General features: G+C 65.0%; 21 protein-coding genes, 1 tRNA gene and 2 pseudogenes. 17 read left to right on the forward strand and 7 right to left on the reverse strand.

Annotated features, from left to right (window positions below; translation table 11 throughout):
* Positions 1-91 precede the first annotated feature (91 nt).
* The 4 genes and pseudogenes from JOE66_RS14070 to JOE66_RS14085 all read left to right on the forward strand — a co-directional run bounded on the left by JOE66_RS14070 (position 92) and on the right by JOE66_RS14085 (position 3,024).
* Positions 92-825, forward strand: a pseudogene (locus JOE66_RS14070) (RtcB family protein).
* A gap of 8 nt (positions 826-833) precedes the next feature.
* Complete coding sequence (locus JOE66_RS14075; RefSeq protein ID WP_205110430.1) at positions 834-1,310, forward strand: hypothetical protein; 477 nt, start codon at positions 834-836, stop codon at positions 1,308-1,310.
* Between the two features lie 949 nt (positions 1,311-2,259).
* Positions 2,260-2,745 (forward strand): pyridoxamine 5'-phosphate oxidase family protein, encoded by a 486-nt coding sequence (locus JOE66_RS14080; protein ID WP_205110432.1) that lies wholly within the window; start codon positions 2,260-2,262, stop codon positions 2,743-2,745.
* 51 nt (positions 2,746-2,796) lie between these two features.
* On the forward strand, positions 2,797-3,024 hold the full coding sequence (locus tag JOE66_RS14085) for a hypothetical protein (protein ID WP_205110434.1): 228 nt from the start codon (positions 2,797-2,799) through the stop codon (positions 3,022-3,024).
* 40 nt (positions 3,025-3,064) lie between these two features.
* Here the strand turns inward: JOE66_RS14085 and JOE66_RS14090 are convergent, their stop codons facing one another.
* Both JOE66_RS14090 and JOE66_RS14095 read right to left on the reverse strand, forming a co-directional pair.
* The gene (locus tag JOE66_RS14090) at positions 3,065-3,760 is read right to left on the reverse strand and encodes an HAD family hydrolase (protein WP_205110437.1); all 696 of its coding nucleotides are present in this window, start codon (positions 3,758-3,760) and stop codon (positions 3,065-3,067) included.
* A gap of 92 nt (positions 3,761-3,852) precedes the next feature.
* Positions 3,853-4,377, reverse strand: a complete 525-nt coding sequence (locus JOE66_RS14095; protein WP_205110439.1) for a hypothetical protein — start codon at positions 4,375-4,377, stop codon at positions 3,853-3,855.
* A 199-nt stretch (positions 4,378-4,576) separates the two neighbouring features.
* On the opposite strand from JOE66_RS14095, the gene JOE66_RS14100 reads away from it, so the two are divergent.
* Entirely contained in the window at positions 4,577-5,131 is a 555-nt protein-coding gene (locus tag JOE66_RS14100) for a GNAT family N-acetyltransferase (RefSeq protein ID WP_205110441.1), read from the forward strand.
* 64 nt (positions 5,132-5,195) lie between these two features.
* Here JOE66_RS14100 and JOE66_RS14105 read toward each other — a convergent pair.
* Positions 5,196-5,268: transfer RNA gene (locus tag JOE66_RS14105), tRNA-Glu, on the reverse strand.
* 205 nt (positions 5,269-5,473) lie between these two features.
* Here JOE66_RS14105 and JOE66_RS14110 point away from each other — a divergent pair.
* Positions 5,474-5,899 carry a hypothetical protein gene (locus JOE66_RS14110; RefSeq protein WP_205110443.1) on the forward strand — a complete coding sequence of 142 codons (426 nt, stop codon included), beginning with the start codon at positions 5,474-5,476 and terminating at the stop codon, positions 5,897-5,899.
* 241 nt (positions 5,900-6,140) lie between these two features.
* Here the strand turns inward: JOE66_RS14110 and JOE66_RS14115 are convergent, their stop codons facing one another.
* Positions 6,141-7,229 (reverse strand): diacylglycerol/lipid kinase family protein, encoded by a 1,089-nt coding sequence (locus JOE66_RS14115; protein ID WP_205110445.1) that lies wholly within the window; start codon positions 7,227-7,229, stop codon positions 6,141-6,143.
* Positions 7,230-7,381: 152 nt separating this feature from the next.
* Between JOE66_RS14115 and JOE66_RS14120 the strand changes: the two genes are divergently transcribed.
* From JOE66_RS14120 to JOE66_RS14140, 5 genes and pseudogenes are all read left to right on the forward strand, one after another.
* Entirely contained in the window at positions 7,382-8,059 is a 678-nt protein-coding gene (locus tag JOE66_RS14120; RefSeq protein WP_205112020.1) for an MBL fold metallo-hydrolase, read from the forward strand.
* A 72-nt stretch (positions 8,060-8,131) separates the two neighbouring features.
* Positions 8,132-8,464 (forward strand): DUF4190 domain-containing protein, encoded by a 333-nt coding sequence (locus tag JOE66_RS14125; protein ID WP_205110447.1) that lies wholly within the window; start codon positions 8,132-8,134, stop codon positions 8,462-8,464.
* A gap of 113 nt (positions 8,465-8,577) precedes the next feature.
* Positions 8,578-9,369 (forward strand): META domain-containing protein, encoded by a 792-nt coding sequence (locus JOE66_RS14130; RefSeq protein WP_205110449.1) that lies wholly within the window; start codon positions 8,578-8,580, stop codon positions 9,367-9,369.
* Positions 9,370-9,924: 555 nt separating this feature from the next.
* A pseudogene (locus JOE66_RS17910) lies at positions 9,925-10,227 on the forward strand (aggregation-promoting factor C-terminal-like domain-containing protein); the annotation flags it as partial.
* A gap of 97 nt (positions 10,228-10,324) precedes the next feature.
* The gene (locus JOE66_RS14140) at positions 10,325-11,260 is read left to right on the forward strand and encodes an intradiol ring-cleavage dioxygenase (RefSeq protein ID WP_205110451.1); all 936 of its coding nucleotides are present in this window, start codon (positions 10,325-10,327) and stop codon (positions 11,258-11,260) included.
* A 232-nt stretch (positions 11,261-11,492) separates the two neighbouring features.
* On the opposite strand, the gene JOE66_RS14145 is transcribed toward JOE66_RS14140, so the two are convergent.
* Positions 11,493-12,266 (reverse strand): hypothetical protein, encoded by a 774-nt coding sequence (locus JOE66_RS14145; protein WP_205110453.1) that lies wholly within the window; start codon positions 12,264-12,266, stop codon positions 11,493-11,495.
* 226 nt (positions 12,267-12,492) lie between these two features.
* Here JOE66_RS14145 and JOE66_RS17330 point away from each other — a divergent pair, with 226 nt between their 5' ends.
* Positions 12,493-14,808: a DUF262 domain-containing protein gene (locus JOE66_RS17330; protein WP_239518319.1), complete on the forward strand. Its 2,316-nt coding sequence runs from the start codon at positions 12,493-12,495 to the stop codon at positions 14,806-14,808.
* A 154-nt stretch (positions 14,809-14,962) separates the two neighbouring features.
* Here the strand turns inward: JOE66_RS17330 and JOE66_RS17335 are convergent, their stop codons facing one another.
* On the reverse strand, positions 14,963-16,117 hold the full coding sequence (locus JOE66_RS17335; RefSeq protein WP_239518320.1) for a hypothetical protein: 1,155 nt from the start codon (positions 16,115-16,117) through the stop codon (positions 14,963-14,965).
* A gap of 93 nt (positions 16,118-16,210) precedes the next feature.
* The gene (locus tag JOE66_RS14165) at positions 16,211-17,050 is read right to left on the reverse strand and encodes a hypothetical protein (protein WP_205110455.1); all 840 of its coding nucleotides are present in this window, start codon (positions 17,048-17,050) and stop codon (positions 16,211-16,213) included.
* A 246-nt stretch (positions 17,051-17,296) separates the two neighbouring features.
* On the opposite strand from JOE66_RS14165, the gene JOE66_RS14170 reads away from it, so the two are divergent.
* From JOE66_RS14170 to JOE66_RS14190, 5 genes are all read left to right on the forward strand, one after another.
* Positions 17,297-17,902 carry a hypothetical protein gene (locus tag JOE66_RS14170; protein WP_205110457.1) on the forward strand — a complete coding sequence of 202 codons (606 nt, stop codon included), beginning with the start codon at positions 17,297-17,299 and terminating at the stop codon, positions 17,900-17,902.
* 28 nt (positions 17,903-17,930) lie between these two features.
* Positions 17,931-20,228 (forward strand): hypothetical protein, encoded by a 2,298-nt coding sequence (locus JOE66_RS14175; protein WP_205110459.1) that lies wholly within the window; start codon positions 17,931-17,933, stop codon positions 20,226-20,228.
* A gap of 331 nt (positions 20,229-20,559) precedes the next feature.
* Positions 20,560-21,816 carry an extracellular solute-binding protein gene (locus JOE66_RS14180; protein ID WP_205110461.1) on the forward strand — a complete coding sequence of 419 codons (1,257 nt, stop codon included), beginning with the start codon at positions 20,560-20,562 and terminating at the stop codon, positions 21,814-21,816.
* Between the two features lie 94 nt (positions 21,817-21,910).
* Complete coding sequence (locus JOE66_RS14185; protein ID WP_307827218.1) at positions 21,911-22,786, forward strand: carbohydrate ABC transporter permease; 876 nt, start codon at positions 21,911-21,913, stop codon at positions 22,784-22,786.
* Positions 22,779-23,729 (forward strand): carbohydrate ABC transporter permease, encoded by a 951-nt coding sequence (locus tag JOE66_RS14190; RefSeq protein WP_205110465.1) that lies wholly within the window; start codon positions 22,779-22,781, stop codon positions 23,727-23,729. The genes JOE66_RS14185 and JOE66_RS14190 overlap by 8 nt, the downstream gene beginning before the upstream one ends.
* Positions 23,730-23,735: the final 6 nt, after the last annotated feature.

Genomic DNA, 23,735 nt, shown 5'->3' on the forward strand with positions numbered 1-23,735 from the left:
ACCTCGAATTCGCCGGTCAGTTGCTCGTCCCATCGGCTATGCTGCAAGGTTGGGCTCCAGTCCAGCCGCCACGGCGACGGAGGGACACCCTGTGGAACACATTTCCAAACGACTCATCAGCTGGGCTTCGATTCTCGATGACCAGACACGCGCCCAGGCGACCCTGGCGTCAACAATGCCGTTCATCTTCCCGCACATCGCATTGATGCCCGACGCGCACCTCGGCAAAGGCGCAACCGTTGGTTCGGTCATTCCGATCAGGATCTCGCCTACCTGGTGGAAGGCACGGCCGAATTCGATCACTACGTTGCCGAGTTGCGGTGGGCACAGATGTTCGCCCTACTGAACCGGGAAGAAATGCTGGAGCGGATCATCCGACAGTTCGAAGACTGGGTCGGCAAGCCGATTGTCGAATCTGAGCGGGTGAACTGTCACCACAACTACACCGAGCCCGAACGCCACTTCGGTCGCGACGTGTGGCTCTCTCGAAAGGGTGCCATCGATGCGACCCCGGGCACCCTGGGTCTGGTGCCCGGGTCGATGGGAACGAGGTCATATGTCGTTGCGGGCAAAGGTGATACGCTCGCCCTCAACTCGTCGCCGCACGGTGCCGGGCGCGAATACTCACGTTCGGCTGCGCGTCGAACGTTCACCCGCGCCGAACTCGACATCGCAATGGAGGGCATTGAATGGCGGCCGACGGACGCGTTTCTCGACGAGATTCCTGCTGCATACAAAGACATCGATGTGGTGATGGATGATGCCAGCAGCCTCGTGGAGATACGCCACACACTCCGCCAGATCATCAATGTGAAGGGCGATTGAGGGGAATCATGACTTTTCGAACCGGCCGACTTTCCGTCGTCGTCTTTGCCGTAGTGCTGCTGACTGCCTGCGCTGGCGGCACCTCACCACGGGCATCCTCATCGGTTGGGCACGCGAGAATCGGCTTGGCTGTCTCAAAGGAATGCGTAGCTGGTTCGAGCACAGAGTGCGTCTCGGTGCGCGGCGAGGGTGTGCTGACGCCCTCGAACTACGAAAATGCGGGCGTTCAAGACGCAACTGTCATCGAAGACGGCGGGCAAAGCACGGTGCACGTCACCTTCACAGACGACGGCGCCACCGTGCTGAACACTCTCACAAAGCAGGCAGTGCAAGCCGGGAGCGGGGCGCGTCTGATTCTGGAAGTCGGCGGCAAGATCGTCGGCACCCCTGCCGTGATGGAGCCCATCGAAGACCGTGAGGTTTCGATCATCGTCGCGCGGGAAGACAACGCCCAAACTCTGGTCGACTCCATCCTCGGCCGCTGAGAAAACGAACTCTGGGCGGCTTCTTCTTGATCTCACTCCATTCGAAATTCTCCCCGGGAATACTCGGCTGGGCGCGACGATCGTTCCAGGAACGCCGCGAGCATTTCGCAGTCTGAAATGAGTCATACTAGGGCCGTCATGTGGAAGCCGGGATCGACCGTCATCAGGCCATGGCTGACGGCACTGGTGATACTTCTCGGGCTTGCCGCGGCAGTTCTCGGGGCGCCCCACGTCGTCGAAGTGTGGAACGATACGGCGCACCCCGGTCGCTCCAAGGGATTTTTCCTTGCGACTCTGACGGTGTTGCCACTCGGATTGATCACTTTCGGCACAATGAAAGGCATGTGGGACTGGCGATTGGGTCTGCTCGCTCGTCGGCGGCCCGGGGCGATTGTCAGCACGGTCATCCGAGCCCGCACCACCTCAACAGGGATGGCGATGTCGCGAGGCGACGTGAACCAGCTCAGACTTCCCGCGTCGATGGCCCTGGTTGCCGACTCGATTGGCGTCGAGCTATGGGGAGGGATAGCTCGGCCCGAAATGCTGTGGTCAAGCCGATGGGAAGACGTTCTGTCTATCGACCCTGGAAGCGAACGTTTTGGCAGCGGGCGAGGACGAATCAATGTCTCGCTGGTGATCTTCGTCGTGCGGTCGGAGTTCGGGCAAGCATCCATTGCCGTAGGCCCCATCGGGAGCAAGTACGGCGGCTTTCTGAGGGCGCGCCCACTTGAGGCGCTCAAAATTGCCGACGCGTTGTCAGATCTCAGACGCCGATCCGTGCGACATTTTCCAGGTTAGTCGCCGGTACTGCCTTTGCCGCTGGCAGTGAGGTCGAGGCAGATCGGCTGCCCTAGCGGACTGGGCGGGAGTTCGCAATCCACCCGCCGATGTTTGGTGCCTCCGCTTTCCAGGCGCAATGTGGAGGGACGGACTAACAAAGGAGTGGCTCATGGCTGAGACAAACCCAGAGATTTCGAAGGTCGCCGAACTGGTGAAGGGTTTCCGGTTCGCGATGATGACCACAACCGACGCGGGCGGCAAGCTCGTGTCGCGGCCGATGACCGTGCAGGAGGTCGAGTTCGACGGTGACCTGTGGTTCATCGCCGCCAAAGACGGCAACGAGATCAGTGAGATCGTCGCGAACCCCGGGGTGAACGTCTCGTTCTCCTCGAACGACACCTGGGTCTCGGTTTCTGGGCGTGCCGAGACTGTCGACGACAAGGCACGCGTGAAGGAGTATTGGAACTCCTTCGTTGAGGCATGGTTCCCGGCCGGGCCAGACGACCCCAATGTCACCCTTATCAAAGTCACCGGCGACTCGGCTGAGTATTGGGATACCCCTGGCGGCCGCATCGCCACCGTCGTCAGCCTGGTCAAGTCGAAGCTCACCGGGTCGAGCTACGACGGCGGAGAGAACGAGAAGGTCGAGCTCTAGGGGGATCCCCGACCCGTCGACACGTCCCCCAGCAGAAAGGACAACTGCCGCATGACTGAAGCAGAAACGTACACCGCACACCTTGTCGACGACGCCGGCACGCAGACGCGGGAGATCGAGGCGATCGACGGGCTCCCCCAGAAATCCTTCGTGCTTCCCACTGAAATCGATGGCACCGTCATCGATGTCGTCTGGGAACTCGATCCAACCAGCGACGACAACACGTACCGCAGGTTGTCAGGCGACGGCTACGGAGAAGGCGGCGTGACGGAAGCCTGACGCGGCCGCCCGGCCAGTCGGGTTCGCCACCCGACTGGCGTCAGGCGTCGTCGGTCGTCGGTCGACCGAGCAGGCTCTTGTCGATGCCGCGGAGCAACGCAGCGACGTCGTCATAGACAGCGGAGGCCCCGGTTGAGAGCAGCTCCTCCCGCCCGAAGCCTCCGCTCAACACCCCGATGCTCCTCACGCCAGCGCGGTTGGCAGCTTCGACGTCCCACACAGAATCGCCCACCATCACGGCCTCGTCGGGCGCGACACCCGCCCTGTCGAGCGCCGTCTGGATGATGTCAGGATCGGGTTTCGCCGTGCCAACGTCGCCCGCCGACGTCACGGCCTGCACTGAGTCGTCGGCGCCAAGCACCTCGAGCAGGATCCTTAATTCATCCTCCGGTGCGGATGTCGCAAGAACTACCCGCAGACCACGCCGATTGAGCTCCGCCAACAGTTCCCTGCTACCGCCGATGGCCCGCAGCCGATCCGTCGAACCGCTGTAGAACGTGCTGTGCCCCGCCTTCGCGTCTTCACCCAGGGCTTCTGCATCGTCGCCGAGAAGACGGTCGAGCAGCATGCCAGAGTCCATGCCGATCGCTCGGTGGATGCGCCACAGGTCAACCGGGTGCCCCACCGCTGCGAATGCGCGATCCCACGCGTCGATATGCAGATAGTTCGAGTCGACCAGGGTTCCATCGATGTCGAAGAGCACGGCCTTCACTTCAGAATTGCGACTGTCATCCATGCTTCAAGCCAAGCAGATCGGCGCCCTCCACCGTCAGGGATGGCCAGACACACGTGATTGTGCAGGGATCGTGATTCAGGCCAATGAAGGCATCATCTTGCACCGTCCCGGGCATCCACAGGCGCGTTGTCAATCGTCTTCCGCAGGGCCCTCCGCGGCAGCCAGCCGACGATGCCGAGCAGCGCACAGACGAGCACGAGCTGTGCGGCGCCACTTGCGAAATACAGAATATGCAGCCACGACATCCCGGCGATGATGCCGACTTCGGTGAAGATCCAGATGATCATTCCGAGGCCGGCGACTGCGCTCCACAGGAGTCCTGTTTCACGGCGCCTGACCAGAAGCACGGCCGCGATTGTCTGGGTGCCACCGACGACAAACAACAGAATCAGTGCAGGGCCCACGAAAGAGCTGAATGGCCCCGCCGAGAGCATGGAGAGCGGCATCCCGAGACCGTTCGTCGCCAGCAGCGCGACGCCCCCGCCGATCGCCGACAGGGCGTTGAACATACTGATCGAGACCACCGCCCAGAACGAGAATTGCCGCAGCGCGCCACCACGGGCATCCGCACCTGAATCAGCGTGCAGGCCCACTGATCGACCAACTGATTGACTCATCACTCACCTTCCACCCTTGTCGATTGCCTTGTGAAGAGTCAATATCTCTCGCATCACCCGCGACAGAGTCGAACGTCCCGCCTGCGCAGGCGCGAGAGAGTTCTGCGTTCGATAGATCGCGAATGATGGATGCCCGGGGGCCTCTTCGCGCATCCTGTACGTTGAGCTCAAAACGTATGCGTTGGCCCTCTGGAGAGACATGTTTGAAGCGGTTGTTCGAGACGGAATCGTGCTGAAGCCCCTCGAAACCTGGCACGCAGACGTGTTCGCCGAGCACATGAACCGCGCGCGAGACCACATCCGGCCCTGGGTTGGCCCGGCGTTCGTGACCGACACGGTAGAGGATGCCCGGGCAACCCTTCAGCGCTACGCCACCGCTGCCGCCACTGACGGGGCTCGTCTCTACGGCCTCTGGGATGACGGCCAGATCGTCGGCGGCGTGATGTTCGTCGCCTTCGACCCCGCCTGGGGTATCTGCGAGATCGGCTGCTGGCTTGAACCCGATGCTGTCGGAAAGGGTCTCATCACCCGGTCTGTTCAGATGTTGATGGACTGGGCCTTCCTTGAGCGCGGAATGTCGCGGATCGAATGGCGTTGCCGTACCGACAACGACCGCAGCGTCGCTGTCGCGCGCCGCCTGGGCATGAGATCCGAAGGCATTCTCCGCAGCAGCTGGGTCTACGACGGCAACCGATACGACACGGAGGTCTTCTCGATCCTGCGCAACGAATCGCTGAGCACGGCCCGGTTATGAAGGAAAGAAAATGCCCGGTTCCCTTTGTTTGTAAGGGAACCGGGCCTCTTCAGCTAATACAGTGTGACCCCAACCGGATTCGAACCGGTGTTACCGCCGTGAGAGGGCGATGTCCTAGGCCGCTAAACGATGGGGCCGATTAGACAACTTAACGAGTATGCCACACGAGTGGAGGGCACGCCAATTCGAGGCCGGGGGGACTTTGTCCGCAGAGGCGATTGCCGTTCCGCTACGCTGAAGCCGCCGGGCCCCGGGGCAGACCGCCACACGAATACCTCATCGTGAGCGAAGTTGCCCCCGCGGCCGGGGCAACATTGGCTCATTCACCGTTGAGAGGCATTGATGAACACCCGACTTGCCCGCACCGCCGTTGCACTCATTCTGGCCAGCATCGCGGGCCTCGGGCTCGCCGGATGCTCGGGCAATTCTGCCGGCACGGCCGCCACGCCCGTGGTCACGCCGTCGGCCAGCTCGAGTGGCTCGACCCTCATCGCGCCGATCATCGTGAACCTGTCGTCGGTCAACGGACAGGTCGTCACGGTCGGCCTGAACAACGTGGTCGATCTGAACACCGGCGCCACCATCGTGACGAACTGGAGAGGCGAGGTCGCCGACCCGACCATCGCGAAGTTCGTCGAGGGGCACATCGAGGGCGGCGCGACCTTCAACCCGGGGATCACGCCGCTCGCGGTCGGCGCTTCGACGGTCACGGTAACGAACCGGATCACCGGCTTTCGCACGACGTTCGACCTGGTGGTCACGCAGTAGGCACGCATGACTCACGCAATAGTCGTGATTTTGAGTAATCATCACTTCACTGGTATTGTCTCTTCTGCGCGGTCTGGGTCTTGATTGACCCACAGCTTCGCTGGGCGGCCTGCTCTTTCGGGTTGGGTCGGCCGCCCGCTCCCTCGCCCGTGTTCCATCGATTTACGCACATGCGAACAAGTCGACACAGTCCCCGCACGGGGGAAGGGTTCTACGCGAGCCATCACGCTCAAGCAGGTTTTTACGCGAGCACTCTCAGCGCGCCCGGCACGATCGTGACCTCGACGGGCAGGGGCCCGACCCGCTCGCCGTCGGCGTAGGCGACGATGTCGGGCGCATCCAGTCGCACTGACCTCACCCGGCTCAGCTCCACGATGGGCAGGCCGGCGTGCGTGCCCTTGAACACGCGCGGAAAGAGGCGCAGAAACTTCAGCCGCGACACGGGCGCCACGATCAGCAGGTCGAGGGCGCCGTCGTCGAGCCGGGCATCCGGAGTGATCAGCATGCCGCCGCCGATCGAGCGGTTGTTCGACACCGCCAGCAGCACCGACTTCACCGTGCGTGGGGTGCCGTCGACAACGAGCTCGTAGCTGCGGGCGCGCAGGCGGAGCAGCTCGAGCAAGAGCGCGATCGTGTACCGGGAGGCCCCGCGCGGCCTCCGCATCGCGTTTGCCCGCTCGTTGACCAGGGCGTCGAAACCGGCCGAGAGGGCCGACGCGAAGTAGAGGGAGTCTGTGGCGCCCCCAGCCAGGCGCGTCACCCTGCCGAGGTCGATCACTCGGGCGGGGCGTCGGAGCGCAGCCCGCAATGCATCGACTGCTTTGTCGAGGTCGAAGGGAATGCCGAGCCCGAGAGCGGCGTCGTTGCCGGTGCCCGAGGGAATGATTCCGAGCGGGGTCGGGGTTTCGGCCACGAGGTTGACGCCGAGGCTCACCATTCCGTCGCCGCCGACGACGACCAGGGCATCCGGATGCTCGGCCACAGCCGCGCGCGCCGCCATCTTCAGCGTCTCGAAGTCGGTCGCAATGAGTTCTTCGACCGTGTGGCCGTCTGCGCGCAGGGCGGCCACCACCTTCGCGCCGACACCGGCCGTGCGCCCGAAGGACGCCGAGGGGTTGATCGCGACGACAAGCTTGAGCGCCGCGGGATGCGAATCGGCCCGGCGCTGCACGTCGGTGGCGGATTCATCGGCGGCCGGCGTGGCCGAACGCGGCGCGTCAATGCGGGGCGAGTCGGGGTGCGCTGCTCCCGGCAACGGTGTGTCGGGCTCAGGCTGCCGGGAAGCACCGGGGTGGGGCTGCTGGGGCCGCGGTGCCCCGGAGTCGGTCATGCCCTGATTATCTCGCATCTGGCACGCGTCGCCCTCCCCGCCGCCGCCGACTTGCAGAGCGGCATCGCCGGGTATTAGCTGAAGGTATGAGCGACAACACACAATCCACGACCGCGCCCGACTCCTCTTCCTCCCCCGACGGCCTCGCGCCCCTGCAGCTCACGAAACTCGAGCACGCCGCGCTGGTGCTCGAGCTCGACGGCTCGAAGCTCATCGTCGACCCCGGGGTCTTCACCCGGCCGCTCGCCGACTCGGTCGACGGGGTCGCCGGGGTCGAGAAGACCGTCGCGATCGTACTCACGCACGAGCACGGTGACCACTGGACGCCGGAACAACTCAGCGGCATTCTCGCGAAGGCCCCGGGCATCCCGATCTTCGCCCCCTCCGGCGTCGCACAGGCCGTTGGGCCCGACTTCGACGTCACCATCGTGAACGGTGGCGACGAGGTCACGGCCGGCCCGTTCACCCTGACGTTCTTCGGGGAGAAGCATGCAGTCATCCACTCGAGCATTCCGGTGATCGACAACGTCGGTGTGCTCGTCAGCAGCCCGATGACGGCAAGTACCCTCTACTATCCGGGCGACTCGTTCACCGTTCCCACGGGTGTCGACGTCGATGTTCTCGCCGTGCCGGTCGGCGCGCCCTGGCTGAAGATCGCCGAGGTGATCGACTTCGTGCTCGAGGTGAAGCCGCGTCGCAGCTTCGCTACACACGAGATGGTGCTCTCTGACGCCGGCAAGGGCATGGGCGGCGAGCGCATCGCCTGGGCCACCGAGCAGAACGGCGGCTCGTTCATCACGCTGACCCCGGGCGATTCGGTCGAGCTGTAAGAGCTGCGGACTCCTGGCGGGGAACTGTTCACAGGGCCCCGCTAGGCTTCGCCTGTGAATAGCGCGGGCACAGTGAACTCAGAGATCGCGGCGCTCGGGGTCTTTGTGCTGTGCATCGCCATTCTCATCCCGCTGGCCATTCTGGGATACCACCAATCAAAGCGGGCGCGAGCCGTCAGTGACGACGAGATCGGCTCGAGCTTTCTGGCAGGAGTGGCCTTTCTCTTCGCGTTCCTGGCCTCGCCGCTCGGCATTCTCTTCGCGCACCTGGCACTGCGGCAGATCATCCGCACCGGCGTCGCAGGCGCAAGACTGGCGACCGCCGCACTCTGGGTGGCCTACGCCCTGACGCTGCTGCAGCTCGTCGCCCTGCTGTGGGGTTCGCTGACGGGGTACTTCCGCTGAGGTCGAGCCTGTCAACCACAAGCGCGTTCGCAGCCGTAGTGAGTACGCTCGGGTAAGCAGTGTCCCCGCGCCCTGGGCGCGCGACCGTCTCGTAACCCTTCCTTCGGAGCCCCTTGTCAGCGTTGAAGCCTCTCGCAGCCGCCACCCGCGCGGTCACGGCCGGGCTGACGCTCGGAGTGACCGTCGTGATGGTTCTGGCGCTGGCGGCCTGCTCCTCCCCGGTCGTGGTACCGATTCCGGATGCCCCGCAGTTCACTCCCGCATCGAGCAGCACTCTGCCCGGCCGATGGGTCGTGGCCGACACCTACAGCTCACCCGACCAGCCCTACCTGGCGTTCGAGCACGATGGAACCTGGAAGGGCTCCGACGGCTGCAACAACGCCAAGGGCACCTGGTCGATGGACTCGAGTGGAGCGCTGACGACGACGTCTGGGCCCGTGACCCGCATCTATTGCGACGGCGCTCCGCTGCCTCTCTACCTGATCGACGCCACCTCGGCGAAGTTCGACGGAACGACGCTCACCCTGGTGGGCCACAAGACCGACGAACTTGTGAAGCTGAAGCGCCCGAGCAGTACCGAGAGCCCGGCACCCGGCGGTACGCAGGTCGTGGTGGGGCTCTGGACGAGCGTGGAGAACGGTCGATCCCGGCTGGTGAAGCTCAGCATGGACGAAGATGGCACGGTGGCCGGCAACGACGGATGCAACGACTTCACCAGTACCTGGCGGTTCGCCGAAGACGGCACGGTGTCGTTCGGCAGACTTGCCATCACGGGCCGCACGTGTGAAGGTGTTGTGACGTGGTTGAGCGGTGCAGCATCCGCCGTGCTCGACGGAACCACCATGGTGATCCGCTCGACCTATGGCGGGCAGCTGGGCACGCTGACCTACCATGGAGCGGCGTAGTGCACGCTGCTGCGGTGTGGTGGGCTGGGACTGCTTGCCTGTACTTCCACACAGGGAGTCGTGCATAATAGAAGATCACGTTTGTGTAACGCAGAGAGTCGACTATGAGGGCCGTATCAGGCTCTAACGAATCGGGCTCAGGCAGCAGAAGAAGAGCCTGAAGACCAGTCGAACCGGCAGAGAGAAACGGAATCCCGTATGGCAGTGCTGAACACCACGGTACGTCGACGCCTGGCACAGGCGTTCGCAGTGACCGCCGCGATCGGCCTCGCCGGTACCGTGGCGCTGCCCCTGGCGAACGCGACGACGCTCGGGCAGGCCGCACCGGTTCAGCACGCAATGTCGTCGGGCCAGACCCTCGTCGTGCAGGGAACGGGCGTCATGCTCGCCGAGCGCGACGACTACCAGGCCACCGACCCGGCCGTTCTCAAAGCCAAGAAGGCTGCCGAAGCTGCGGCCGCGGCAGCCGCCGCAGCCGCTGCCGCCGCGAAGACCACGGCCCAGGTAGCGTCGTCTTCGACAGGCTACAGCGTTCCCGCTGCTGCAACTCCGAACCCCGGTTCGGCCCAGGCCATCGCGCAACAGATGCTCACTGACCGCGGAATGGGCAGCGACCAGTTCTCGTGCCTGGTCTCGCTCTGGGCCCGCGAGTCGGGCTGGCGTGTCAACGCGTACAACGCCTCTTCTGGTGCGCAGGGTATTCCGCAGGCGCTCCCCGGCAACAAGATGGCTTCGTTCGGCTCCGACTGGGAGACGAACCCCGCCACCCAGATCGCGTGGGGGCTCAGCTACATCACGGGCCGCTACGGCACGCCGTGCGGAGCGTGGGCGCACAGCCAGAGCAGCGGCTGGTACTAAGACAAGGCTCATAGGGTTCGCATAGCGGGCTCAGAGCTTCCCGCGATGCCTATCGGGTTGAGTGTACTCAGACATTCATTCTGAGAGGATCCACATCATGCGTGAGCCCCGCGAACCCCGCGAGACCCCCGAGGTCGAACCGACTGTACCCGTCGGCGAGTGGCGTGAAGCCGACGGTACCGAGATCGACGAAGAAGACCGCGGACTCGTCTACGACATCCGCACGCTCGTCAACCGCCGGCGTGCGCTGGGGCTGTTCGGGGGCATCGCGGCGACAACGCTTCTCGCGGCGTGCTCGAGCACGCCGTCGAGCGCATCGGTTGCGAGTTCTGCCGCCGGCACGGCTTCGGCGACTGCAACGAGCACGCCCTCCGCATCAGCGAGCGCTACGGCCGAGGCGAGTGGGCCGCTCACTGAGGTGCCCGACGAGACCGCCGGCCCGTACCCCGGCGACGGGTCGAATGGGGCCAACGTGCTCGACGACTCCGGCGTGGTGCGCAGCGACATCAGGTCGAGTTTCGGGTCGTCGACGACGACCGCCGCCGGGGTGCCGCTGAGCATCCAACTCACGGTGCGTGATGCCGCGACCGGCAACGCCCTCACTGGCGCGGCCGTGTACCTCTGGCACTGCAACCGCGACGGCAACTATTCGCTCTACAGCCAGGGCGTGACGAATGAGAACTACCTGCGCGGGGTGCAGGAGGTCGACAGCTCGGGCACCGTCACCTTCACGTCGATCTTCCCGGCATGCTACTCGGGGCGGTGGCCGCACATCCACTTCGAGGTGTACAGCGATGTGGCCACGGCCGTCGCGTCGGGGCCGATCGTCAAGACCTCGCAGATCGCTTTGCCGAAGGAGGCGTGCGACCTGGTGTACGCGACCACGGGGTACGAGAAGAGTGTGAGCAACCTCGCGTCGACGAGCCTCGCCCGAGACAACGTGTTCGGCAACGACGGCGGCATCTACCAGATCGCGAGCATGTCGGGCTCGGTCGCGTCGGGCTACACGGCGGCGCTCACTGTGGGCGTGTAGCCGGTAGCGAAATCGAGTTGCCCGAAAGCGTCGGTGTCGCGCCCGAGTACCGACAACTTCGGGCAAGTGGATGCCCGTTGCCGAGTTGCGCGCAGCGAGAGACGACATCGAGTTGCCCGAAAGCGTCGGTGGTGCGCCCTACGACCGACGATTTCGGGAAAGTGGATGATCGGTGGAGACAGCGAAGGGCCCACGGGTCTCGAAACCTGGGGGCCCTTCGGGACGACTGCTGCTACGCCTCGCTCATGACGAGCCACTCGGCCTTGCCCTGCGCGGCGAGCGCAGCGGCGCGGGCGGCGAGACGGCGAGACTGCTCGGCCTGGCCCGCGTCGAGAAGTTCCTGGGGAACCTCGACGTTCGGCACGTGAGCCTTGCCGTTGTACTTCTCGATGTACGCGTCGAGCTCGGGGCCCGAGGTCCACGAGGTGATGAGGCAGTAGCGCGGGTCGGGGCCCGGGTGGGTCGCCGCGTGCCAGAGGCGCTGGGTGTCGACGATGAGCTGGGCGCCCGCCGGAAGGGCGATGCGGTACTCGACGCTCGGGTCGGTGCGGTTCTCACGCAGCACGAAGTAGCTGTCTTTGTCGTCGGTGAGGTTGAAGAAGCCGCGCACGACCCAGCCGGTGCCGTCGGGGTTCAGGCGGTTGTTGTCGTCCTGGTGGAGGTTGTAGAGGCAGTCGGCGTAGGTGTTCGGCTGCAACTCGATGACGCGGCAGCGGCCCACGTTCGCCCCGGGCTCCTGCGCGCGACGGGTGAGGTTCGGGGCCTTCGCGGTCTGCGAGTCGATCCAGACACCGTCTTTGTCGGTGCGAGGCGGGGTGTGATTCCAGAACCCGTTGCACTCGATCTCGCCGAAGGCGCTGGCGAGGGGAGCGAAACGGGTGTCACCCGACGACTTCCAGTCGTTGTACTCGATGTCGAGCCATTCCTTGGGGTCGAGCTCCTGGTTGTAGCGGTCGAGGACCACGTATCCGGTCTCTTCGAGAGCGGCAGACTTGATATATCCCATGACGTGAATCATGCCCTTTCGTTGGGGGCCAGCACGTTTTAACAGGCCCAACTTAGGTAAGCCTACATTGGGCCTCCTGGGAAGGGACTTAGGTCACTCGCGTGCGTGCCGAACTGACCATCGGCGCGCACAACCCTGCCGGCAAACACTCTCGCGTAGACTCGACGGCTGCGAAACCCTTTTGTTCTGAGGGGCGGAGTCGTTCTGAGAGGCTGAAGCGAAACCCATGGTCACTGCACTGCCCGCCGCACTTCCCACGGCCACGAACATCGATGCGACAGCGGTCAATACGATCAGCTGGCTGTCGTCTCCACAGACGACGATCGTCGTGCCGGTCTACCAGCGCCAGTACCGCTGGGACATCGGCGGCTGCGAGAAGCTGCTGGCCGACATCCGGGCGGTGTCAGATTCGGATGATCGGCACACCCATTTCATCGGGTCGATCCTGTGCACCGCCAGCACCTCCAGCACCTCCAGCAGTGGCGAAGCCGACGGCGACGACTCTGCTGAACTGGTACTCATCGATGGGCAGCAGCGCATCACCACGCTGATGCTGCTCGTCGCGGCGCTGCACCACACGGTGCTGCAGGGTGGCGGGGCAGTGTCGGGCACCGGTGCGGGCGAGGATCTCGACGCCGGGGCGGCCATCACTGTGGGGGCAGGCGGCAGCGGGCGTGAGGGCGAGGGCGGCGGGCTCGCCGGGCAGCTCGAGAGTGTGTTGGTTCGCGGGGAGGGGGGCCGGGCATCCGGAGCGTCTCGAACGAAGTTGCGACCGCACAAGGCCTGGGCCGAGGTGTTCGAGAGCGTGGTGCTGGGGCGCCGCCTGCCTGGTGACGAGCTGCGCGACTCGCGGTTCGACGACAACTACGCGTTCTTTCGCAGCCAGATCCGCCCTGACGAGGTGGCGCGCATCTGGCGGGGGCTGCAGAAGCTGGAGCACGTGGCCATCACGCTCGGCGCCGACGCGAACGCCCAGCAGATCTTCGAGAGCCTGAATTCGACTGGCGAACCGCTGCGCGACCACGAGCTTATTCACAACTACGTGCTGATGGGGCTGTCTCACGCGGAACAGAACGAGATCGAGGATTCGTTCTGGCTGCCGATCGAACAGAACACCGGGGAGCAGATCGCGGGTTTCTGGCGGCACTACCTCGTCATGACGACCGGGCGCGAAGTCACAGTCGCGGGCGGGCGCGGCGTATACGACGAGTTCAGGCAGCAGTTCCCGCGGCTCGACCTCGAGGCGCTGCGGGTGCACGCGGCAGAGTGGCGAGAGTATTCGTCTGCGTACCGCGTGCTGCTCGAACCGGCCTCGGCACCCGACGCGGAGATCGGGCAGCAGCTCGGGTACGTCAACACCTTCGGGCGCGGAATGTACCCACTGGTCATGCGGGCCTATCGTGACTACGAGCGTGGTGTCGTGACGAAGTCCCGCCTCATCGAAACGCTCGAGCTTGTGCAGTCGCTGGTGCTGCGACGGACCGTCGTGGGTGTCGACACCGATCGCCTGGTGGCCAGGCTCTGCCGGGCGGGGGCCCTCGGTTACGACGAGCTGGTGGCTGCTGCCGCGCGGATCATGCCGTCGAACGAGCGGGTGCGGGTGGCGCTGAAGTACTCGGAGCTGCCGCACGCCGCGTATGTGCTCGGCCGGCTGGCCGCGGCCGCTGCAGTGGGTGTGGATGCTGCGGCCGCTGATTTTGGCGCTCGGGGGCTTGACGCTGCGGGGCTGGGTGCTGCGGGCACGGACGCTGACCGTGGCTTGGGCGCTGCGAGCGCGGGCGCTGGTCGTGGCTTGGGCGCTGCCGGTGCGGATGCTCCCCCGCTCGACCTCGAACACATCTTCCCGATGGCACCCGCCGACGCGTGGAGCGGCGACGGCGTTCGCGAGTGGGCCGACTACAGTGACGACGAACAGAACAGCCACCGGGCCCTCTCGGGCACTCTCGGCAACCTCACCCTGCTCGAGCGGCCGCTTGCCGAGCGCGCCGCAGACGCCTCCTTCGCCGAGAAGCGCGCCCTCTACGCACAGAGCGCAGTCGCGACGACCACGGAACTCGCCGGTATCGAAACGTGGGGCACGGCCGCCATCGCCTCGCGCACAGCGATGCTGAGTGAAGCCTTCCTGCGCGTCTGGGGCCGACCGACAGCGGTCGGAATCGACGACGACGACCTCACCCCCATCCTTGACGCGAAGCGGCGCCGCGGCTGGCCCCGAGGCTGGCAGCGCGAATTCGAGTACGTCGAATACCGCGGCGAACACTGGGAGGTCTACGACGTCAAGTACCTCTTCAACCGAATCTTCAAGCGGCTCTGGAACGACTCCCACGAGAGCGTGGTCGCCTTCAGCGCCAGGCGCGGCGGCCCGATCTACGACGCGCAGGCGTGGAACGGTCACTGGGACCAGCTCGACGAGTCGAACTTCCTCTACATGGGCTGGGACTCGCGGTACATGCTCACGGCCGTGCAGGGCGTTCTCGAGGAGGCGGGCCTCGCCGCGGAGGTCTTCGTGAAGTACTCGTACCTCGGCGCCGCGATGCCGTAGGCGCGCCGGATGCGCCGCTGCCTGCTCAAGTGAGGCGTGCGCGCCGAAGTGAGCCCGGCAGAGGCGCCTCACTTCGGCATTGTCGACTCGTTCGTACGGTCGTTGATGCCGCGGGTCGGCGCAAACGTCTGCGCGGCCCGCGGCATCGATGGTGTCAGCTCTTGCGGCCGGCCGGGAACCACCGCTTGACGCGGCCGGCGACCATCATTGCTGTACCGGCGGCCAACAGCAGAGCGAGAATGCCGATGATGCCAGCGAGGTTGCATCCCGTCAGGGCCAGGATGCCCGTAGGGTCGCTGTGTGCTCCCGTCGCAGCGCTCGCCTGGTAGCTCGCGGCCTGACCAGCGCCGCTCGAGCCTGCCGAAGGCACTGTCGGCGTACCGGGGTCGACAGGGATTGTCGGCACCGTGGGCGTTGTCGGCACTGTCGGCACAACGGGGACGGTTGGAACTGTCGGCACAACGGGGACGGTTGGAACTGTCGGCACAACGGGGACGGTCGGAACCGTCGGCGTTGTGGGTACCACGACCGCGGTCGGGCCTGTTGTCGTCGAATCGCCGATCACGCTGACGGCGTTGCCGCCGACGGTGACGGGCACCGCGATGACGGGCACGATCTGGTTGCCACCCCCGACGCTTCCGTTGCCGCTGGTAGCGCTGCCGCCCGTGCCGAGCTGGCCCGAGCCGGGCTGCACCGTGGTGACGGGCGCAGACGTCGCCGAGTCCCCAACACCACTGATGGCGTTGCCGCCGACGGTGACCGGAACGCTGGCCACCGGGGCGACCTGGTTGCCACCGGCAGCGCTGTTGTCGCCGCTTGTCGTCACGGGCGCCGCTGCGGGCGCTGGCGTGGTGCTCGCCGACACCGGCGCGGCTGTTGCGGCCGGAGCCGAGGCAACCGTCGTCGACGCATCGGAGCTGTCTGAGTCACCGGCCACCGAAATGGCATCGCCCGCAACGGTCACCGGCACGGCAACGCTCACGATGCCCTGGGTGCCGCCGAGCAGCGAGCTGTCGCCACTGGTCGCCAGCGGTGCCGAAACCGGCGCCGAGGCAGGTGCCGCTACCAGCCCGGAGGCGGGTGAACCGACGGCCGTGCCAGAACCGCTGCTCGTCGAATCGCCGATCACCGAGACGGCCGTGCCGCCCACCGTGAGGGGCGCTACGGCCGAGACGATCGCCTGGTTTCCGCCTGCGACCGAATCATCGCCGCTCGTGGTGTCTGCGGCGTTTGCCGCCGCACAGCCGACGGCCGAGAGGCCACCGACGAAGAGGGCGAAATACAGCCCCCTGGTCACTATTTTGCGCATGAGAGTCTTCTCCTGAATCGATTGAATGGTGTGGATGCTCCCTGACGGGAGACCGTTGCTCGTGTTCTGCCGTTTGCGGCAGAGCGAGCCCATTCAGTCGGGAGAGGTGTCTGTGTCGAAGGTCGGCGACGACGGGAGCTCGTCGTTCACAGCCCATCGTGCGGCCCGGCACACGGCGGGCCCCACGAGTGCAGAGTGTCCTCCGACGGTTGTCGTCGAGCCGCCCCCCGTGCCTGCCCCCTGGGCAGTCGGGCTCGACGGTACCGCCGGAAGTGTGGTCTCCCCGCCTGGTTCGCGCGGCGAGGCCGGCGCGAGGGGCAGAGGAAGCGTTGTGGTCGCCGCAGCTGGTGCAGAGTCTCGTGTGGTCGCCGATGCGGCACCGGCGCGGTGGATGCCCGTTCCCGCCCGATTCGCGCCACCCACCAGCTCCACAGCGCTGGGCTGCCGCGCGGCACCTCCCCCGGTCGTACGAGGGATGGCCGGCGCAGGAGCGGCAGACGGGGATGGCACGATGTCGATGGCCGGCAGCGGCGGCACTGCACCCAGAGCGGGCGCCGGCGCGGTTGTGGGCGGAATGCCGGGTGTGAGCACCTCTGCCACCGACGCCAACACGGTCGTGACGGGTGTGAGCACCTCCGCCACCGGCGCGAGCACCTCCGCCACCGGCGCGAGTTCGACGGTTACGGGTGTTAGCACCTCGACCAGGGGCGCGAGCACGTCAGCGGAGACCGCGGCCTGCCCGACGGCTGCTACGGGAATCGCGGGCACCAGGGGGGCGACGACAGCAACGGGAGAGGTGGAGCCGGGTTCTGCCGCCGAGGCGCTGGTACCGCCCAGGACGCTGCCCACGATCATCCACCCGCCTACAACAAGACCGGCTCCGAAGACGAGGCGCAGCCACGGGAGTGAGGCGTGTTCTCGGTCTGAGTTCACGGCACTGCACCTCCTTCGCTGGACGGGCTCTGTTCCCGACCGTACGCCCCCAAAGGGGGGATAGCGAGGTTTGATCGAAATTGGTGCGATTCTCGAGCCAGTGCCGACGGGACCTTCGGCACTGTGGCCGCGGCCAGGAGTCTGGCACGCTCGTGCATGTGAAGGCTTGCGACCCGGAAAGGGACGGTCTATGTGCATCGTCTTCACCTTCGACGTCGGTGCCTTTCGCACGGGGGAGAAACTCACATGCACAAGCCCACAGCTCGTACGCGGCGTATCGCTACGCTCATCGTCGGACCAACCGCGATCCTGGTTGCCGGACTTCTCGTCTGGCAGGGATCCAACGCCGCCTTCACGGCGACCACCCGGAACACGGGGAACAACTGGGAGACGGGGTCGGTACTGCTCTCGGATGACGACCTTGGAGCGGCGGCCTTCCGCGTGACGGGAGTCGTGCCCGGGCAGACCGCGTCGAAGTGCCTACTCGTGACCTCTGAATCGACGGTTCCGGGGGAAGTGCGCGTCTATCTCGACACGCTGGGTGCACAGGGTCTTGAGACCAACATCACCGTCTCGCTGCAGAGCGGCACCGGGGGCAATTTTTCGGATTGCACTGGATTTGTCGCCGACGCCACCGGGCCGACATTGTCTCTTTCAGCGATCAGCTCGACCTACCACGACTACGCTACCGGCGTGCTGCCGTGGATCACCGCTGGAACCGTGGGCGAAACCAAGAGTTACAAAGCCACCTGGACTTTCGATGTGACTGGCCTGACCCAGGCCCAGGTCGACGCGCTGCAGGGGAAATCGGCCAGTGCCGACGTCGTGTGGGAGCTGCAGTCCACCCAGTAGAGCGGTTACGGCTTTCGAGGGTCAATCGATGACAGGGGAGCCGATGCCCGAGGCCCAGACCCGCCGCGCTGTTGCGGCAGGCTGGGGGCTCCTGCTACTGCGCCTGTTGGCACGCGGCTACCTCGTGTTCCTTGTTGCTCTTGCCGTGTGCGCTACTCTCCCGATGGTGTTCGGCCTCACCGGTACGGTGGTGCAGAGCGGCTCGATGATGCCGCACATCGGCGTCGGCGATGTGGTGCTCAGCCGGCCCCTGCCGACAGACGCTCCGACGCCAATGGGACGCGTGGTGACGTTCGAGGCGCCTCCGGGCTCGGCGGAGCCCGGCATCCGGCTACACCGCATCGTCGGAACCAATCCTGACGGCACTCTGGTCACGGCTGGCGACGCCAATCGGGAGGTGGACAGCGCGCCGCTCGCCCGCGCCGACGTCATTGCGGTGGGCTGCCTCCTCATTCCGTGGATCGGCCTTCCCTCGTTCTGGCTGCAGCACGGCCGTATCCTCCCGCTCGCAGGCTGGCTCGCGGTGACTCTTCTCGCTCTCATCGTCGAATTCCTTGCGTCGCGGGACGAAGCCTCAGAAAGACGCGGTCCTCGGGCGCAGCATGAGCGATCGCGGCGCCCCGGCCTCCGCGCTTCGGTGGGCAGCATCGGGGCTGAGAGTGCTCTGGCAGTGCTGGCTCTCATCCTGTGCGCTGCGATGGTTGCCCTCGCACCGATCACGCCGTCGGCCAGTTCCGCCTTCACCGGAACAGCGAGCAACGTGGCGAACAACTGGGCCGCCGCCGCGGCGTTGACCCCGGCCAAACTCGGCTTCACCTCCGCCCCTTCGAACTCGACGGGAGGCATCGCCTTCGCCAGCCAACCCGCGGTCGCGATCCAGACCGCGAGCGGGGGTCAGACCATCAGCACTCAACCGGTGACACTCTCGATCAGCACGCCCGCTGGCGCCACCCTCACCTGCAGCGCCAATCCACAAGCTGCCGTCGCTGGCACTGCACACTTCGCTGGATGCACGATCGACAAAATCGGCACCTACACTCTCACCGCGACATCCCCTGGCCTGACATCAACGACCAGCGCGGTCTTCACGGTAACCGTCGGCGCACCCAACAAACTCGCCTTCACCAGGTCGCCAGGTAACACCGCGCGCAACGCGGCTTTCGCCAGTCAGCCGACGGTGGCCGTCGTCGATGCCGGCGGCAATACGGTCACGACCAGTTCGCTGCCGATCACCCTGTCGATCGCCGGCGCAACCGTGACCTGCACGAACAACCCGAGAAACACGGTCGCCGGCGTCGCTACCTTCGCGGGCTGCCGAATCAACCAGGCGGGCAGCTACGTTCTCACAGCGACTTCAGGCACCATGAGCGGCGTCAGCCCCAGCTTCTTCATCGTCTCCACAGCGAGCAAACTGGCCTTCGTGACGCCCCCGTCGTCGTCGACCAGCGGTGCTGCGTTCGCGAGTCAACCAGTCGTCGCCATCCAGGATGGGAACGGCAACACGACGTCCGGCACCAATCCGGTCAGCCCCACGATCACCACTCCGGCAGGTGCAACGCTGAGTTGCACCTCGAACCCGAAGTCGGCGGTGAGTGGCGCGGCGACTTTCGGCGGATGCGCGATCGGCAAGGCCGGCACGTACACCCTGACCGCAACGTCCAGCGGTCTGGCCTCGGCGACGAGCGCCAGCTTCACCATCAGCACCGGCCCCGCCAGCCGACTGAGCTTCGCGTCGTCGCCTTCCAATTCCGTCAGTTCTGCTGCCTTCTCGACCCAACCGACTGTCGCCGTTATCGACGCCTTCGGCAACATCACAGCCAGCACAGCGCCCGTCACCGTCGTAATCACGACGCCAGCAAGCGCGACGCTCACCTGCACCACCAACCCCAAGACCTCGGTCGCGGGCCTCGCGGCATTCTCCGGGTGCCGCATCGATCGGGCGGGCAGATACACGCTGACGGCGACCTCGAACGGGCTCGCCTCGGCAGTGAGCAGCAGCTTTTCGATCACCGCGGGCGCTGCCACACAGTTGGTGTTCACCACCTCACCGGTGGGTTCGACTCACGGGGCGTTCTTCCCGATCGACCCCGTCGTCACCGTTGAGGACTCCGCCGGAAACACAGTCACGGCGCTGGCGCTGGTCACACTGTCGATAACCTCTCCGGCGGGAGGAGCACACCTCTTCTGCATCGTGAACCCTCGGCTCACCGACGCAGGAGTAGCTGAGTTCAGCGGCTGCGCCATCGATCGGCCCGGCACGTATACGCTGACGGCCAGTTCTCCCTCGCTCTCGTCGAGCGTCAGCGCGGTCCTCGTCGTGAGCTGACAACGCACGGCCTCCATCTAGACGGAGAGCTGGAACCACATCGTTGACGGTTGATGCCTGCGTCGTTGAGCAGTGAACCCCATACGTGGTCATCGGAGGTACGCTACCGCTGACTCACGGCGCAGGCACAGCGGCTTTGAATATTGATAAAAATAAGACTTGAATTAATTCATGACAAATGCCTACACTGGGGAAGGTCGACCCAGCAGCGAGCATTGAGCCCAGGCGTCGATCTGTCTTCCCGACTCACCGCAGTAGTTCATCGCACTCCGGCAGCACGCGGAATGTGTGCATACCGTTCCTCAATGTCTCTCAGAACGAAGGATTTTCAATGAAGAAAATAGTCAGCAGGGTGCTTGCACCCGTCGTCGTAGCGGGGTTGGCCCTGGGTCTGGGCGCGTGCGCAGCGTCGTCGTCGAGCCCGACGGCCGCTGCATCCGGCCCACTCACCGTGTGGGTGATGGGTGACTCCGGCGAGAAGTTCCAGACCCTCGTCAAGCCGTTCACTGCAGAAACCGGCGTGGAAGTGAAGGTGGTGGCCATTCCCTGGGACAGCATCGACGAGAAACTGACCACTGCTGTGGCCTCGGGCAAGGGGCCCGACGTTCTGCAGATCGGCTTGTCCAAGTTGAGGGCCTTCGCAGATGCCGGTGCGCTGCTGCCACTGGATGAGTCATCCCTCGCCGGTTATCCGGCCCTGGCGGCGTCGAACTTCGCCGACGGTGTTGCAGGCGACGCCACGGCGGTCAACGGGAATATTGTGAGCATCCCGTGGGTGAGTGACACGCGCGTGCTCTTCTACCGCTCCGACATCCTGACGGCAAGCGGCATCACCACTCCACCGGCCACGTGGGATGAACTCCGGGCCGACGCGAAGATCCTGGCCGGTCGCGGCGAAGGCCAGTACGGGTTCTACGTGCCGCAGTGGGCAGCACCGCTCCCCGTCGTCATGACGTGGAGCAACGGTGGTGAAGTGATCACGCCTGACGGGAACGTGGACTTCAACACCCCCGAGTTCGCCGCAGCAGTCGACACCTACACCGGCCTGTATGCAGATAAGAGCGTGCCTACCAACAGCGACTTCGATGAGATCCAGGGGTTCATCACGGGGGCCGCACCCATGGTCTTCAGTGGCCCGTACCTGGGCAAGGCCGTCGCGGACACCGCGCCCGAGCTCGACGGCAAGTGGGCCGCCGCTCCCCTGCCCGCGGGATCTGCGTCATCGACATCGTTGTTCGCCGGATCGAATCTGGGCGTCTGGGCCAACACCTCGAACAAGGACGGCTCGCTGAAGCTGCTCAACTTCCTGGCCCAGCCGGAGACGCAACTCGCGTGGTACGCCGCTTCTGGCGAACTCCCAAGCGTGAAGGCCGCACTGACCGACCCCACTCTCAACGAAGACCCGAACGTCAAGGTCTACACGAAGCAGCTCGACACGGCCAAGGTTCTCCCGCTCGTCTCCAACTGGGACGGCCTGGTCGGAACCGAACTGCTCACAGCACTCAACGGGATCGTGTTGCAGGGCGCAGACCGCGATTCGAGCCTGAAGACCTTCTTCGAGAAGACCGGTAGCCTCAGCATCCATTAGCCGAGCATCCACCAGCAGGATGGGGTCGCCCCGCGTCAGCGCGGAGCGACCCCATTCACCCCTCCACTTCCATCCGGCCCGAGGAAAGGCTCTCGTGCGAACTCGCCTCACCCCCTACCTCTTCGTTTCTCCGGCCATGATCCTGCTGATCGCGTTCGGCATCGTGCCCATTCTCATCGCCGCTGTCATCAGCACCACAAACATGAATATCTCGGCCTTCATGAACTGGGGCAACGTCAAGTTCATCGGCATCGACAACTACACAAAGCTCTTTGCCGACCCGGCCTTCTGGAACTCGATCGGCAACACGGCCCTCTTCGCCGTCGTGGGAGTTCCCGCAATCCTCGTGCTGTCGCTGGCCGTCGCGCTTCTGCTCAATCACAGCCAGAACCGGTTCTTCCAGGTTCTGCGCTCGTTCTACTTCATTCCCGCAATCACCGCCATCGTGGCCGTGTCCCTGGTGTGGGGCTACCTGTACAACACCCAGTTCGGCGTGTTCAACTATCTGCTCTCGTTTGTTGGCATCGGGCCGGTGCAGTGGCTCTCTGACCCCACGTTGGCAAAGTTCTCGGTCGGGCTCGTCGCCGTGTGGCGAGGCACGGGCCTGAACATCATCATCTTCCTTGCCGCACTCCAGGCAGTGCCGAAGGAGTATCTCGAGGCCGCGGCGCTGGATGGCGCCTCCGGGTGGAAGAAGATCGTCTCGATCACCATTCCACTTCTGCGCTTCGCGATCTTCTTCGTCGGAGTCACCACCACGATCTCCTGGTTGCAGTTCTTCGACGAACCATTCGTTCTCACCGACGGCGGTCCTCTCGGCGCCACGACATCGGCCTCGATCTTCCTCTACAAAGAGGGCTTCCGGCTCAACCAGTTCGGGTACGCCAGCGCCGGTTCGATCGTGCTGTTCGCGATCATCGCGGTGGTCACCCTGGTGCAGCTCCGTGTGAAAGGAAACGACGATGACTAGCCGGCTCAGCGGGCGCACAGAGGTGCGCATTGCTCCACGCACACAGCTCCCAGCAGAACCCGACGCAGGGAGCACCAGGAACACCCCGCCGGCACGACCCCGCACCGCCCGCCGCTCCGTCTCTGCGTCGCGCGGGCGCACGCTGCCCGTGGCGATCGGCATCGCCCTTGCTGCTGGAGCCCTGATCACGGCCTTCCCGTTCTTCTGGATGATCGCCTCGTCGTTCAAGCCGCAACGAGAAGCCGTGCAGTATCCGCCGTCATTGCTTCCGCAGGCGCCCACCATGGAGTACTTCGTGCGCCTGTTCACCGAGCTGGATTTCGGCCGGTATTTCGTGAACACCATCATCGTCGTGTTCATCGGGTTCGTCGGCCTGCTCCTGATGGCCATGGCCGGGTATGCGTTCGCGAAGTTCGATTTCCGGGGTCGCAAGGTGCTGTTCTTCTTTGTGCTGGCCACGATGATGATCCCCATCCAGGTCACGATGATCCCGACCTACCTCATGCTCAACGGGATGAAACTGACCAACACTCTGGTCGGCATCGCCCTACCCACCCTCGTGAGCGGCTTCAGTGTCTTTCTGTTCCGGCAGTTCATGAGCACTATTCCGACCGAGCTGCTCGAAGCTGCGCGACTCGACGGCGCAGGCGAGTTCCGCACCTTCTGGCAGGTCGTGCTCCCGATGTCCGGGCCGATCCTCGCCGTGCAGGTGGTTCTGACCTTCATCGCGGGGTGGAACAGCTTTCTCTGGCCCCTGGTCATCGCGAGCGACCAGCAGAGCTACACACTCTCGGTGGGGCTGGCCCTGCTCAACGAGCAGATCGCCCGAAACCCGTCCCTGCAGATGGCCGCCGCGTCGATCATGGTCGTGCCGATCCTGATCGTCTTCATCATCTTCCAGCGCTATGTCGTCCAGGGCTTTGCGCTGTCCGGCCTCAAATAACCGATG

Source organism: Subtercola frigoramans, assembly GCF_016907385.1.
In the GTDB taxonomy this organism is placed as follows: Bacteria; Actinomycetota; Actinomycetes; order Actinomycetales; family Microbacteriaceae; genus Subtercola; species Subtercola frigoramans.